The organism is Nocardioides humi (assembly GCF_006494775.1).
In the GTDB taxonomy this organism is placed as follows: Bacteria; Actinomycetota; Actinomycetes; order Propionibacteriales; family Nocardioidaceae; genus Nocardioides; species Nocardioides humi.
This window is the reverse complement of the sequence record NZ_CP041146.1, coordinates 2,595,953-2,609,208: the sequence shown is the minus strand read 5'-3', so window position 1 is coordinate 2,609,208 and position 13,256 is coordinate 2,595,953. Positions and strand designations below refer to the sequence as shown.

12 protein-coding genes are annotated in these 13,256 nt (G+C 73.2%); 5 read left to right on the top strand and 7 right to left on the bottom strand.

The window, feature by feature from the left end; genetic code table 11:
* Nucleotides 1-15 precede the first annotated feature (15 nt).
* Nucleotides 16-519, top strand: coding sequence for an Lrp/AsnC family transcriptional regulator (locus FIV44_RS12730; protein ID WP_219996427.1), 504 nt, complete (start codon nucleotides 16-18; stop codon nucleotides 517-519).
* Nucleotides 520-809: 290 nt separating this feature from the next.
* On the opposite strand, the gene FIV44_RS12725 is transcribed toward FIV44_RS12730, so the two are convergent.
* The 4 genes from FIV44_RS12725 to FIV44_RS30455 form a co-directional block, all read right to left on the bottom strand.
* Nucleotides 810-1,511 carry a hypothetical protein gene (locus tag FIV44_RS12725; RefSeq protein WP_141004758.1) on the bottom strand — a complete coding sequence of 234 codons (702 nt, stop codon included), beginning with the start codon at nucleotides 1,509-1,511 and terminating at the stop codon, nucleotides 810-812.
* Between the two features lie 226 nt (nucleotides 1,512-1,737).
* The gene (locus tag FIV44_RS12720) at nucleotides 1,738-3,531 is read right to left on the bottom strand and encodes a TolB family protein (RefSeq protein ID WP_141004757.1); all 1,794 of its coding nucleotides are present in this window, start codon (nucleotides 3,529-3,531) and stop codon (nucleotides 1,738-1,740) included.
* Between the two features lie 68 nt (nucleotides 3,532-3,599).
* Nucleotides 3,600-4,295 carry a helix-turn-helix domain-containing protein gene (locus FIV44_RS12715; RefSeq protein WP_141004756.1) on the bottom strand — a complete coding sequence of 232 codons (696 nt, stop codon included), beginning with the start codon at nucleotides 4,293-4,295 and terminating at the stop codon, nucleotides 3,600-3,602.
* On the bottom strand, nucleotides 4,292-5,059 hold the full coding sequence (locus tag FIV44_RS30455; protein WP_181411144.1) for a hypothetical protein: 768 nt from the start codon (nucleotides 5,057-5,059) through the stop codon (nucleotides 4,292-4,294). Before FIV44_RS30455 ends, FIV44_RS12715 begins: the two co-directional genes overlap by 4 nt.
* A 167-nt stretch (nucleotides 5,060-5,226) precedes the next feature.
* Here FIV44_RS30455 and FIV44_RS30450 point away from each other — a divergent pair, with 167 nt between their 5' ends.
* Nucleotides 5,227-6,240: a hypothetical protein gene (locus FIV44_RS30450; RefSeq protein ID WP_181411143.1), complete on the top strand. Its 1,014-nt coding sequence runs from the start codon at nucleotides 5,227-5,229 to the stop codon at nucleotides 6,238-6,240.
* A 175-nt stretch (nucleotides 6,241-6,415) separates the two neighbouring features.
* A complete protein-coding gene (locus FIV44_RS12705; protein ID WP_141004754.1) occupies nucleotides 6,416-8,239 on the top strand; it encodes a phosphoenolpyruvate carboxykinase (GTP) in 1,824 nt (607 codons plus the stop codon).
* Between the two features lie 4 nt (nucleotides 8,240-8,243).
* On the opposite strand, the gene FIV44_RS12700 is transcribed toward FIV44_RS12705, so the two are convergent.
* On the bottom strand, nucleotides 8,244-8,807 hold the full coding sequence (locus FIV44_RS12700) for a TetR/AcrR family transcriptional regulator (protein ID WP_141004753.1): 564 nt from the start codon (nucleotides 8,805-8,807) through the stop codon (nucleotides 8,244-8,246).
* Nucleotides 8,808-8,871: 64 nt separating this feature from the next.
* Between FIV44_RS12700 and FIV44_RS12695 the strand changes: the two genes are divergently transcribed.
* Together FIV44_RS12695 and FIV44_RS12690 are read left to right on the top strand one after the other, a co-directional pair.
* Nucleotides 8,872-9,519 carry a lysophospholipid acyltransferase family protein gene (locus tag FIV44_RS12695; RefSeq protein WP_141004752.1) on the top strand — a complete coding sequence of 216 codons (648 nt, stop codon included), beginning with the start codon at nucleotides 8,872-8,874 and terminating at the stop codon, nucleotides 9,517-9,519.
* A gap of 7 nt (nucleotides 9,520-9,526) precedes the next feature.
* Nucleotides 9,527-10,675 carry a zinc-binding dehydrogenase gene (locus FIV44_RS12690; RefSeq protein WP_141004751.1) on the top strand — a complete coding sequence of 383 codons (1,149 nt, stop codon included), beginning with the start codon at nucleotides 9,527-9,529 and terminating at the stop codon, nucleotides 10,673-10,675.
* An 8-nt stretch (nucleotides 10,676-10,683) separates the two neighbouring features.
* Here FIV44_RS12690 and FIV44_RS12685 read toward each other — a convergent pair whose 3' ends face one another.
* A complete protein-coding gene (locus FIV44_RS12685; protein ID WP_141004750.1) occupies nucleotides 10,684-11,244 on the bottom strand; it encodes a hypothetical protein in 561 nt (186 codons plus the stop codon).
* A 267-nt stretch (nucleotides 11,245-11,511) separates the two neighbouring features.
* Entirely contained in the window at nucleotides 11,512-13,230 is a 1,719-nt protein-coding gene (locus FIV44_RS12680; RefSeq protein ID WP_246086938.1) for an FAD-binding dehydrogenase, read from the bottom strand.
* Nucleotides 13,231-13,256 lie beyond the last annotated feature (26 nt).

Sequence of the window (13,256 nt, the reverse complement as noted above, 5' to 3'; positions counted from 1 at the left end):
GACTATCTTGGAGGAGTGCTCACCCTGGACCAGATCGACATCGCCCTGCTCACCGCGCTCACCGAGCACCCGCGCGCCGGCGACCTCGAGCTCTCCCGGCAGACCAGGGTCGCCCGCGCCACCGTGCAGGCCCGGCTGCGCCGGCTCGCCGAGGCCGGCGTCATCGCCGACTGGGACCCCACCCTCGACGTCGCCGCGGCCGGGTTCGAGGTGCAGGCCTATGTCACCCTCGAGATCTCGCAGGGCGCGCTCGACGAGGTCGCCCGCGACCTCGAGGCGATCCCGCAGGTGCTGGAGGCGTACGTCACGACCGGCTCGTACGACGTGCTCTGCCGGGTCGCCACCCGCTCCCACCCCGAGCTGCAGGCGACCCTGGTCCGGATCGACCAGTCGTCGTCGGTCGTGCGCTCCACCAGCGTGATGGTGCTGTCGGTGCTCGTCCCGCCGCGGGTGCTTCCCCTGCTGGCCAGCGCCGAGACCGCGCCGAGCCGGCGGGCTCCGGCGTACCGGAAGGGCTAAGGCCGGCAGCGTGGCGAGGCCGGCAGCGTGGCGAGGCCGGCAGCGTGGCGAGGCCGGCAGCGTGGCGCACGGCCGCGAAGCGCACGCGGCGAAGCCCGCGGGGCGAGCGAAGCGAGTCCCGGGCGGCGAGCCGCGTATGCGACACGCTCGGCCATTAAAAATGGAAGCCGCCGCAGGCGTCTCGGGTCACCTGCGGCGGCGAGCAGAAGCATGCCAGAGGACCGGACAGGTTGTCAGCAGATCGTAGGAAAAACTTTCGCGCGGTGATCCGGCCGGCCCCGAGACCCGGCTCAGAACTTGAACAGCAGCGCGGACTTGTAGTCGGTGTTCATGTAGTTGACCAGCGAGGTCAGCTTCTTCTCCTTGACCTCCACCTTCGACGTGCCGATGGTGACGGCGATGATGTTGCCGTAGACGCTGGAGTTCCACTTCCCCTGCACGAACGAGGGGTAGAGGCTGTCGTCGGGCAGGTCGAAGTCCTTGTCCTTGAGCGAGCTCTGCGCCGCCTTGGCGTGCCGCTCGGTGTCGAACACCAGGAACAGGTGGGTCAGCCGGACCTTGCCGCCGAGGGCGTTGAAGACCCACTGGACGGCGTACTCGCAGCGCTGCTGGGTGAGCGTCGAGCCCTTCTCGACCGGTGCGCAGCTGTCGTGGTCGACCGAGCGCAGCAGCTTCGCGTGGTGCTCGACGTCACCGAGCTTGAAGTTCCAGTCGCCCGGGAAGTCGGCGGCCTTGACGTCGTTGTGGATGTCGTCGTCGGTGTCGTCGGAGGGCGTGTACGGCGTGGACGGGCCCGAGCTCGCCGAGCCGCTCGGGGACGTGGGGGTGTCCCCGGTCGTGCTCTCCGAGGTCGGCTCGGAGGTGGGGGCCGAGGTGGAGGACGAGGCGCTGGTCGTCGGGTCGTCGGCCGCGCGGTCGTCGTCGCCACCGCCGCCGGCGATGAGGAAGGCGCCGACCCCGATCGCGGCGAGCAGCGCGACCGCCAGCACCACGCCGCCGATGACGAGGGCGAGGGTCGCGCCGCCGCCGCGGCGCCCGGGCGGCGGGCCGAACGGCTGGGGCGAGTACCCCGGCGGCGGACCCCAGCCCGGCGGCGGACCGGAGGGCGGACCGGAGGGCGGGGGCCGGTCGGCGGTCCCTGCGGCGGCGGGGGCGGGAAGCTCATGCCGCCTTCCTACCCCACCCGGCCGCCCTGCAACCGGGTGGGCGGCGCGAGGCTCAGCGCAGCGCGGTGACGTACACGTTGTAGTCGCCGGTCGCGCCGGGCACCACCGGAGCGGCCGAGCCGAACACCAGCACCGACCCGTCGGCGGAGAGCCCCTCGTCGCCACTGGCGCCCGCGCCCGCGCGGGTGATCAGGGTGGTGGTGCCGGTCGCCCGCTCCCACACGGCGACGTCGGCCGTGCTGCCGTTGGTGTCGCCCGGCAGCACGTTCTTGGTCGACAGCGACACGAAGCGGCCGTCGGCGGAGATCTCGCCGCCGGGGTTCCCTGCGGCACCGTAGGGGCCGGCGAAGACGAAGGTGCCGGCCGGCGTACGGAGATAGGTGTCGCGGGCGCCGTTGAGATCGCCGGGCCCGAGGGCGGCGACGGTCGTGAACGCCAGCACGGAGCCGTCGCCGCTCAGCGACGGCTGGTCGGCCCGGATGTCGGGGGTGAGATTGGTCCGGTTCGAGATGGTGCCGTCGGCGGCGACGTCCCACCCGAAGACCGCGACCACGTCGACGTGCCCGGGGTCGAGGCCGTCGTCGCCGCTGGAGAAGGCCACCCGCGACCCGTCCGCGCTGACGTCGAGGCCGTAGATGTTGGCGGTCGCCCAGCCGAGGCCGATCCGGTCGAGGGCGCGGTTCGTGCCGGTCGTGCGGTCGTGCAGGTAGGCGTGCCGGACGTCAGTGTTCGGCGGCTGGAGCACGCCGACCAGGTCCGAGGCGGTCGAGGTGAAGGCGACGAAGCGGCCGTCGTCGCTCATCGCGTACAGCTGCGAGGGCCGGTTGGCGGCCTCGCCGTCCGGCGTCTGGGAGACCAGGTCGACCACGCCGGTGACGCGGTCCAGCACGAAGACGTCGTGGTCGCCGTCCGCCTCGCCGGCGAAGCTGGCCGACGTGGACTGGAAGGCCAGGAACCGCCCGTTCGCGGAGAGCCGAGGGTTGATGGCGAGTCCGCCCGCGTCCGGGAGCAGGTGGGTGAGCGCTCCGGTCACCCGGTCGAACAGGTAGATGTCCTCCCGGTCGTCGGTGTCGCTGGGGAGCAGCCGAGATTGGGAGGTGAAGGCCACCCAGCGGCCGTCGGCCGAGACCGACGGGTCGTGGCTGGTGTCGCCGGCGGCGGTGCCCCGGCTGAGCAGCTCGGTCGCCGGCGCGGTCCGGACCACCTGCGGCGCCGAGGCGACCGTGGCGGACTTGCGGTGGCGCTCGCCCAGGATCCGGTACGACGTGCTGCCGGCCGGCCCGGCGGCGTACGGGATCAGCGCCTGGCCCGCGCCGTCGGTCGTCGCGGTGGCGACGGTGGTCCAGGTGCCGCCGTCGAGCCGCTGCAGCCGGACGGTCCGGCCCGCGCGCGCCGGTGTCACCGTCGCCACGACCGGCCGGGCGATGCCGGTGACGAGGGGCGCCGTCACCGATATCTGGGCCGCCTGCGGCGCGAGCCGCACCTTGGCCTTCTTGCTGGTGAAGGATCCCGCACGGACCCGGTAGGTCCCGGCCTTCTTCACGGGCGCGGCGACCCGGTACTTGCCGCCCTTGCGCACCTTGCCGCGGGCCACCGCCACCCACCGCTTGCCCTTCTTCCGCTCCAGCACGGCCGTGCCGGCCCGGCCGGCGACCTTGCCGCTGAACCGGGTCCTCTCGCCCGCCATCGGCTGGGCAGGCGTGACGGTGACGGCCTTGCCGCGCGCGGCGGGTGCGGCGGGCTCGGCCGGCGCGGGGGCGGGCTCGGCGTGGGACGGCGCGCCGAGCGGGGCGAGGGCGAGCGCCACGAGGAGCAGGGCGGCCAGCAGGCGGATGCGGGAGGTCACGCCGCGATCGTCGGTCGTGCGGGGGCTCCGCTCCGCGGGATCGGGGCAGCCTGAGACCAGCGTGAGACTCAGCGGGCGACCGCGTCGCGCAGCGCCTGGCGCACGGCGTCGGCGTCCCGGTCGATGTCGGCGGCCGGGCCGAGGGCCAGCACGGCGTACGGCGGCGCGGGCTCCACGACCGGCCAGGGCAGCGCGATGCAGCCCGCTCCGGGAAGCGTCCAGGAGCGCTCCTCGGCCGGTGCGCCCGCCCGCACCGCCCGGATCAGCGCGCGCACCGCATCGGCGTCGGCCGGGGCGTCCGCGGACGGTTGCGGCCACGGCGTGACCGCCAGGCGCCGGTCGAGCTCGGCGTCGGGGAGCTGGGCGAGCAGCGCGATCCCGCCCGCGGTGCACCACAGGTGCTCGTACGGTCCCTCGGGGTCGAGGAAGCCGGTGGGGCCGGCGACCGCGACCGGCTGCCCGCCCTCGCCGGCGAGGCGGACCACGACCGAGGTCAGGCCGGTGCGCTCGTGGAGCCGGGCGGCGACCCGGGCCGCCCGGCGGCGTACCTCCGCGGGGTCGGCGGTCACCATCGCCAGCGCGCGCTCGCCGAGCACGTAGCGCGCGCCGGTGCGCAGCACCCAGCCCTCGGCGTGCAGCTGGCCGAGCATCCGGGAGACACCGGCCTTGTCGACCCCGAGCCGTCGGGCGATCTCGGAGACGCCCAGCGCCTCGCCGCCGAGCATCTCCAGGGCGCGCAGGCCGCGCAGCAGGCTGGTCGTCACGCCCCGACCCTACGCCAGTCCGTTGACCACTCGTCAACACTGGCTCTACCCTGGTGGCGGCCTGACCACGAGGAGCAGCCATGGGGATCGTCCAGCTCCGCCCGGGGTCTCCCGACCCGCCGACCCTGGCGACCTACGCCGAGGGCCTGGACGCCGACCGCTACGCCTGCCCGGCGGGCCTGGGCCGGCGGCTGGACCTGCTGCTCGATCCCGCCGGGTCCGCGCGGGTGCTCGCGGTGACCGGCCGGGGCGGCGTGGGGAAGAGCGCCGCGCTGCGCGAGGCCGGGCGCCGGGCGGAGCGAGCCGGGCGGCGGGCCGTCGTCCTCGACGCCCGCGCCGACGACGTCCTGGCCGCCCTCGACCGGATCGACGGCCGCGCACAGGTGGTCGTGGTCGACGAGATCGACGCCCTCGGACCCGCGCTCGGCGCGGTCGGCGCCGCGGTGGCCGGGCTGCCGGAGGACACCCGCCTGGTCGTCGGCGGCCGGATGCTGCCGCCGCGGTGGCTGCCCGAGCCGCTGGCCGCGCTGGCTCTGCACGTCCGGATGGGCGCCCTGGAGCCGGAGGAGGCCGACGCCCTCCTCCGGAGGTACGGCGTCGCCGACCCCGCCGCCCGCACCGCTCTCGCCGCGCAGGCCGGCGGGCTGCCGCTCGCACTGGTCCTCGGTGCTCGCGCGTGGGCGGTGTCCGTGGGTCGCGGCGACGCCGGCCGGGACGACGGCGCCGTGCTCGCCCGCGAGACCGGGGAGGAGCTCGCCGCCCACCTGGCCGACGCCGCGCTGGACCTGCTGGATCCCGACCTGCTCGCCGTGCTCGTCCTGGCGGCCGGCGTGGACGCGCCGCTGCTGGCCGACCTGTTCGCGGACGGGCCGCGGAACTGGGGGAGGCGCTGCGGGAGACCCGCGTCGTCGAGCCCGTCGGCAACCGGCTGGTGCTGCACCCCTCGCTCGCGGGCCTGCTCGCCGAGCGGCTGTGGGCCGAGGAGCCCGAGCGCGCGGCCGCGACGGTGCTGCGGGTCGCCGCCCACGAGCACGCTCGCGCGGCCGCGGGGGAGTCCGGCGCGCTGCCGCGGCTGGCGGCGCTGGTCCGCGACCCCGGACTGCGCGCGGGCCTGGGTCCGACCACACTCACCCGCCACTACGCCGACCGCTGGCGCGCGGGCGACGCGGACGTCGTACGCCAGGCGCTGGAGCGCCGGTACCCCGCCGTGTGGGCGGTGGTCGCGCCGTGGCTGGGCGAGGGTGCGCGGGTGGTCCGCCGGGCCGACGGCCGGCCGGTCGCCGTGGTCGCCGCGCTGGCGCTGGAGCCGGCCGGGGCGGTCGGCGGTGCCCGAGCGCGACTGGTCGCGCCCGTCGTCGAGCATGCCCGCCGGCAGGGCTGCGCCGAGCGCGCGGTGCTGAGCGCCGTCCAGCTCACCTTCGACGACGTCGGCGAGCCCGAGGTCGCGTGGCTGCGCAATGCGGCCGGCCTCGCGCAGTGCGGCGTCGGCAACCCGCGCAGCGACCACGCCAACCTCGTCGGCGACCTGCCCGAGGAGCGCGCGGTCCTGGAGGCCTACGGGTACGCCGAGGTCCCGGATCTGCGCCGCGAGGTCGACGGCGTCCCCGTCACGACCTGGGTCGCCGACGTCGGTCCCGGCGGTCTCGCCGGCCTGCTCTATGCCGCGGTGGTCGCCGAGCAGGGCCGTCCGGCCGCGCCCGGCGGCGACCGGCTGCTGGCGGCGCTCGAGACCTTCCCGACCGCCGGCGAGCAGGTGCGCGCCTGGGTCCGCTCGCGCGTGGACGACGTGCTCGCGGCCGAGCCCGCGCTGCACGATCTCGTGGTCCGCCGGTACCTCACCGCCGGGGCCACGCACGAGTCGGTGATGCGGTCGACGTACCTCAGCCGGGCGACGTACTTCCGCCGGTTGCGGCGGGTTCGCGACCTCCTCGCCGCCGTCGACTGACATTCGATCGATCCAATCTGCGCCGATGTGCGTCAGCGCAAAACGGGTGTCATGGTGACTGTCACGCGGACGACGGTGTCCACGGATCACACGATTCGAACCCCGGAAAAAACCGGGTGGGCTGTGGGGTAGCGTGCCCACACCTTGACAAGGACCGAAAGGCTGGCGAATACAGATGGTTGATGTGGAGCGGACGCTCGACGAGGCGGGGCTGACCAACCCGCACGTTCGTGAGTACGTCGCACACTGGGCCAACATCACCGGAGCAGAGCGTGTCGAGGTCGTGTCCGCGGCTGATGACGCGCGTCTGGTCCAGGAGGCACTGGACGCGGGTGAGCTGTTTCCCGCCGGCGAGGGTCGTTACTACTCGCGTTCGTATTTCAAGGACACCGCGCGTGCTGAGGAGCGCACCATCGTCGCCACCAGTGACGAGAACGACAGGGGTGTGTACAACAACTGGAAGCCTGCTGCGGAGATGAAGCCGAAGCTGGTGGAGTTGATGACGGGTGCGTCGGTGGGCAAGACGATGTACGTGATCCCGTATCTGATGGCGCCGAAGGGCTCGCCGTTGGAGAGGTTCGCCGCGGGTGTGGAGCTGACCGACAACCGCAATGTGGTGCTGCAGATGATCCGTATGTCGCGGGTCGGTGTGGAGTTCGTCAACGATCTGGGCGAGTCCTTCGTCAAGGCCGTGCACGTGACCGGCGATCTGGAGAACCTCGGCCAGGGCACGCCTGAGGACAAGCGGTACTTCGTGACGGTGGCCGACGAGCGCACGATCTTGCACTTCGGCTCCTCCTACGGCGGCAACGCGCTGTTGGGCAAGATCGCCCATGGTCTGCGCCAGGGCGCCTACGACGGGTGGAAGAACGGTTTTCTGGTGGAGCAGTTCATGCTGCTCGGTATCACCGACAAGGAGACCGGGGCGAAGTACAACATCTGCGGTGGGTTCCCGTCGGCCTCGGGCAAGACGAACCTTGCGATGACGCTGGCCCCCGACGCGCTCGGTGAGCGCTACTACGTGGAGTTCTACGGCGACGACATCGCGTGGATCTGGGTGGGTGAGGACGGCAAGCTGTACGGGATGAACCCGGAGAACGGTGTCTTCGGTGTTGCGAAGGACACCAACGAGAAGACCAACCCGACCGCGATCGACTCGATCGTTGAGGGTACGGGTGCGATCTTCACCAACGTGGCCTACAACCCCAAGACCCAGGAGGTCTGGTGGGAGGGTCGCGGCGACAAGCCGGCGGATCTGGATGGTTGGGAGGACTGGAAGGGCGAGGTGATCGCCGAGCGGGCTCCGGAGAACGCCGAGGACCCGTGGGCGCACCCCAACTCGCGGTTCACGACCACGTTGGCGAATGTCCCGAACGTCGCGAAGGACTTCGAGGACCCGGCCGGTGTGGAGATCCACGGGATCATCTTCGGTGGCCGTACCCGCGATCGTGAGCCGTTGATCCGCGCGATCTCCGACGTCGCCGAGGGTGTGTACGACGGCCTGACCCTGGGTGCGGAGGCGACCGCCGCGGCCGACGGCCTCGAGGGTGTGCTGCGTTATGACCCGATGTCGATGCGTCCGTTCATGTCGTACTCCGAGGCCGACTATGCCGCGCACTGGCTCGAGGTGATCGGCCGCGCCACGACGAAGCCGATCTTCGCGCACGTGAACTGGTTCCAGCGTGGTGAGGATGGCCGCTTCCTGTGGCCGGGGTATCGGGAGAACCTGCGGCCGTTGAACTGGCTCATGCAGTTCCTGGGCGGCGAGGTCGAGGGTGTGCAGACCCCGGTCGGGGTGCTGCCGAAGCGTGAGGAGCTCAACCTCGAGGGCCTGGACGAGCAGACCCTGGCCGACCTCGACACGGTCCTGGCCATCGACGTCGAGCGCTGGCAGCAGGAGATGGGCTTCCGCGAGAAGCACCTCGCGCAGTTCGACGGGCTGCCCGAGGAGATCTGGGAAGCACACCGCCGCGTCGCCCAGGCCCTCGACAACGCCTGAGTCTTCAGCGGCTCCTCGCGGCACCCCGGCTCCTCGGAGCCGGGGTGCCGTGCTTCTCCAGCAGTACGTCGAGCGCTCGGGTCGGGTCGATCCCGGTCGGCTCGGTGGCGCGGCGGCTGGTGAGCGCGGCGAGGCCGTGCACCCCCGACCAGAGCGCGAGGCACTCCTCCGGGCGCGGCGTGCGGCCGGTCGTGCGGGCGAGCAGGGCGCCGAGGTCGGCGAACCAGCGGCCGGTGATCTCGCGCAGGTTCCCGCCCGCGCCCTCGAGCAGGTCGTGCCGGCTGATCAGGGCGAACATCTCCGGCCGGGTGCGGGCGAAGGAGAGGTACGCGCGGGCGGCGGCTCGGAGGTCGTCGGCCGCGAGCGCCGGGCCGATCTCGGCGTCGAGGTCCTCGAGGCCGCCGCGGGCGACGGCGGCCAGCAGGGCCTGGTAGGTCGGGAAGTAGCGGCGCGGGGCGCCGTGGGACACCCCGGCCGCGTTCGCGATCGAGCGCAGCGAGATGCCGGCCAGACCGTGCTCCTCGAGGAGCCGGGTGCCGACGGTGACGAGGTGGTCGCGGGCGCTCACCTAGACATTGTCTACGGCGGTGGGCCAGACTGGGAGTAGACAGTGTCTACTCGAGAGGTCCGTCGTGTGGTTCTGGGTGCTCAAGTGGGTCCTGCTCGGGCCGGTGGTGCGGTGGTACACCCGCCCGCGCGTGGCCGGCCTGGACCGCGTCCCTGCGCACGGGCCGGTGATCGTCGCGGCCAACCACCTCGCCGAGATCGACTCGCTCGTGCTCTCCCTCGTGCTGCCGCGGCAGCCGCGGTTCCTGGCGAAGGCGGAGTACTACGACGGCGCCGGGCTGCGCGGTCGCCTCGAGCGCTGGCTGTGCTCGGCGACCGGGCAGATCCCCGTCGACCGCTCCGGCGGCGACGCCGCCGCTGTCTCGCTGGGCGCGGCGTCGGCGGTGCTGCGGGACGGCGGCGTGTGGGCGATCTACCCCGAGGGCACCCGGTCCCCGGACGGCCGGCTGCACCGCGGTCACACCGGCGTGGTGCGGGTCGCCCGGGCGGTGCCGGAGGCCGTCGTGCTGCCCGTCGGCCTCGCCGGGACCGCGGACGTCGACCCACCGGGCCGCCGGGGCTGGCGGCGCGGGCGGGTCACGGTCGTGGTCGGCGCGCCTGTCGACGTACGGGAGGGGGAGGTGCGGGAGGCGACCGACCTGCTCATGCGCGCGATCGGCGAGCTGACCGGCCAGCAGCCGCTCGACCACTACGTCCCCCGCCGGGCGGCATGATGTCCGCATGCGCGCCGTCGTCTGCCACCGGGCCGAGCTCACCGTCGAGGACCTCCCCGACCTGACCCCCGAGCGGGGCCAGGTGCTGATCGAGGTGGAGCGGTGCGGCATCTGCGGCTCGGATCTGCACGCCCGGCTGCACTGCGACGAGACCGCGGCCGACGTCGCCGAGCTCGGGTACGACCACTTCATGCGCTCGACCGACCGCGTCGTGATGGGTCACGAGTTCGTCGGCACCGTCGCCGACTACGGCCCGCGCACCCGCAGGCAGCACCCCGTCGGCACCCGCGTCGTCGCGCTGCCGGTGCTGCGCGCGGGCGGCTCCACGCACCTGACCGGGCTCAGTCCGCTCGCCTCGGGTGGGTACGCCGAGCAGGTGCTCGCCGTCCCGTCGATGACCATGCGCGTGCCTGACGAGCTCGACCCCGCCGCCGCCGCGCTCACCGAGCCGATGGCGGTCGCGCTGCACGCCGTACGCCGCGGCGAGGTCGGCGCGAAGGACACCGCCGTCGTCATCGGCTGCGGCCCGATCGGCCTGGCGGTGATCGCGATGCTCAAGGCCACCGGCGTACGCCATGTCATCGCCAGCGACTTCTCCGCCGGCCGCCGCGCGCTCGCCGAGAGGATGGGCGCCGACGTCGTCGTCGACCCGGCCGAGGAGTCGCCGTGGGCGTCCTTCGCCGAGTCGAAGCGCTATCTCACCGAGGCGATCGCCCTCGCCGAGCTCGGCATCGACGCGATGGACAGGCTGCGCGCCGTCCCCCTCCTGCCCTGGGCCCGCGTCATGCGCGCCGCCGAGAAGGCCGGCGCCACGCCGCGTGGGCCGGTCGTCTTCGAGTGCGTCGGCGTCCCCGGCATGATCGAGCACGTCGTCGCCCACGCCCCGCTGCTCTCGCGGGTGGTCGTCGTCGGCGTGTGCATGGGCGAGGACTCGTTCCGGCCGTCCATGGCGATCAACAAGGAGATCGACCTGCGCTTCGCCTTCGCCTACGACCCCAGCGAGTTCCACCAGACCCTGCAGTGGATCGCCTCCGGCAAGGTCGACGTCCGCCCGCTCGTGACCGGCGTGGTCGGGCTGGACGGGGTGGCGGGGGCGTTCGAGGACCTCGGCGACCCGGAGAAGCACGCCAAGATCCTGGTGGACCCGTCGCGCTGACGGGTGGGTCAGGCGGCGGGATGTCGCAGCAGATGGGCCTTGACGATCTTGAGGTCGTCCTCGACCGCGCCGAGGCGGTGGTCCACGGAGTCGATCCGGATGCCGACGACCTCGGCCACGTGGTCGATCTTGGCGTCGAGCCGGGCTTCGACCCCGTCGATCTTGGCGTCGAGCCGGGTCTCGAGCCCGTCGATCTTGGCGTCGAGCCGGGTCTCGAGCCCGTCGATCTTGGCGTCGAGCTGGGTCTTGACCCCGTCGATCTTGGCGTCGAGCTGGGTCTTGACCCCGTCGATCTTGTCGTCGAACCGCTGCTCCAACGCGTCGAACCGTGTGTCGACTCCAACGAACCGCGCGTCCACGGCAGCGAAGCCGGCCGCCATCTGGGCGGCGAGGGCGTCGGTCCGCGCGGCGAGGACGTCGGCCCGGCCGTCGTGCTTCGCGTCCACGGCCCGGATCTCGGCGCGCAGCGTGGACACCGTGTAGCGGGTGGAGATGCCGAGCGCCGCGAACATCATGGCGCTGAACACGCCGAGGAGCGTCCAGATCTGCGGATCGTTCACGAGGTCCACCCCTTCAGTGTAGGACTCGCCGGCTCGGTGCGACGGCTGCCGAGATCGTGCCATCGCCGGGGGCGTCGGCCAACCGGCATCGAGCGACCTGTGGATAAGAGGTTCCGCCAGTAGGTGGCGTCGTCGCGAGCGTCGCGAGGCGCGTGCGATGGCAAGGCGCGGTCGCGAAGGCAGGCTGGATCGCCTTTCGAGCGGCCGCAACGCCGCCAGCGTGCGTGCGTCGCGGCGCGCAGCAGGCGTCACCTACTGGTGGAACCTCTAACTCGCTCAGCCCCGCGCGATCGCCCGTCCCGCGGCCCGTCCGGAGAAGATGCAGCCGCCGAGGAAGGTCCCCTCGAGCGCGTTGTAGCCGTGCACCCCGCCGCCGCCGAAGCCGGCGACCTCGCCGGCGGCGTACAGGCCGGGGATGACCGATCCGGCGGCGTCGACGGCGCGGGAGGAGAGGTCGGTGGCGATGCCGCCGAGGGTCTTGCGGGTCAGGATGTTGAGGCGTACGGCGATGAGCGGGCCGTGCTCGGGGTCGAGGATCCGGTGCGGCTTGGCGACGCGGATCAGCTTGTCGGTGCGGGAGCGGCGGGCGTTGGCGATCGCCATCAGCTGGAAGTCCTTGCTGAAGGCGTTGTCCAGCTCCGCGTCCCGCGCGGCGATCTGCCGTCGCAGCACGTCGGCGTCGAGCAGCGGCCCGCGCGCCGGGGAGTCGGCGGAGACGATGGCGTTCATGCCGTCGACCAGCGACTCGAGCGAGGACGCCACGACGAAGTCGCGGCCGTCGGTCTTGAACCTCTCCACCGGTGCGGGCGCCCCCTTCGCCAGCCGGGCCCGCAGCATCACGCGGACGTCCTTGCCGGTGATGTCGGGGTTCTGCTCGGAGCCGGAGAGGGCGAACTCCTTCTCGATGATCGACTGGGTCAGCACGAACCAGGTGTAGTCGTAGCCGGTCGCGCCGATCGTCGCGAGGGTGCCGAGGCTGTCGAAGCCGGGGTAGTTCGGCGCCGGCAGCCGCTGCCCGGTGGCGTCGAACCACAGCGACGACGGCCCCGGGATGATCCGGATCGCGTGGTCGGGCCAGACCGGGTCCCAGTTGTGGATGCCCTCGGTGTAGTGCCACATCCGGTCCGGGTTGACCAGCCGCGCGCCGGCGTCCGCGGCGATCGCGAGGCCGCGCCCGTCGACGTACGCCGGGACGCCGCTGATCATGTGCGCCGGGGCGGGGCCGAGCCGGTCGGCCGGCCAGCTGGCACGGATCAGCTCGTGGTTGTGGCCGATGCCGCCGGTGGTGACCACGACCGCCGGCGCGCGCAGCTCGAACTCCTCGGCCTCGACGCGGGTCGACTCGACGCCGCGCTCGACCGAGGACGGCTCCAGGACCGCCCCGCGCACGCCCACCACGGTGTCGCCGTCCTTGACCAGGGCGTCGACGCGGTGCCGGAAGCCGAAGCGGACCAGCCCGGCCTCCTCGGCCGCGAGCACCGGCTCGAGGAAGACCCGGACCACCTCGGGGCCGGTGCCCCAGGTGAGGTGGAAGCGGGGGACGGAGTTGCCGTGCCCGGACGCGTCGCCGCGGCCGCGCTCGGCCCAGCCGACGAACGGCAGCACCTTCAGGCCCAGCTCGCGCAGGTACGACCGCTTCTCGCCCGCCGCGAACCCGACGTACGCCTCGGCCCACTGCCGCGCCCAGTGGTCCTGCCCGGGTGTCCCGTCGTGCTCCGCGTCCACCCGGTCGAACCCGGCCGAGCCCTGCCAGTCCTGCCAGGCCAGCTCGAAGGAGTCCTTGATCCCCATCCGCCGCTGCTCGGGGGTGTCGACGAGGAACAGCCCGCCCAGCGACCAGAACGCCTGGCCGCCGAGATTGGCGCGGTTCTCCTGGTCGAGCACGAGCACCCGCCTGCCCGCGCGGGTCGCCTCGTACGTCGCGACCAGCCCGGCCAGGCCGGCCCCCACGACGATCGCGTCCGGCTCGAATCCCTGCATCGCGTCCTGGGTCACGCCGGGGAGCCTGCCACACCGGCCCC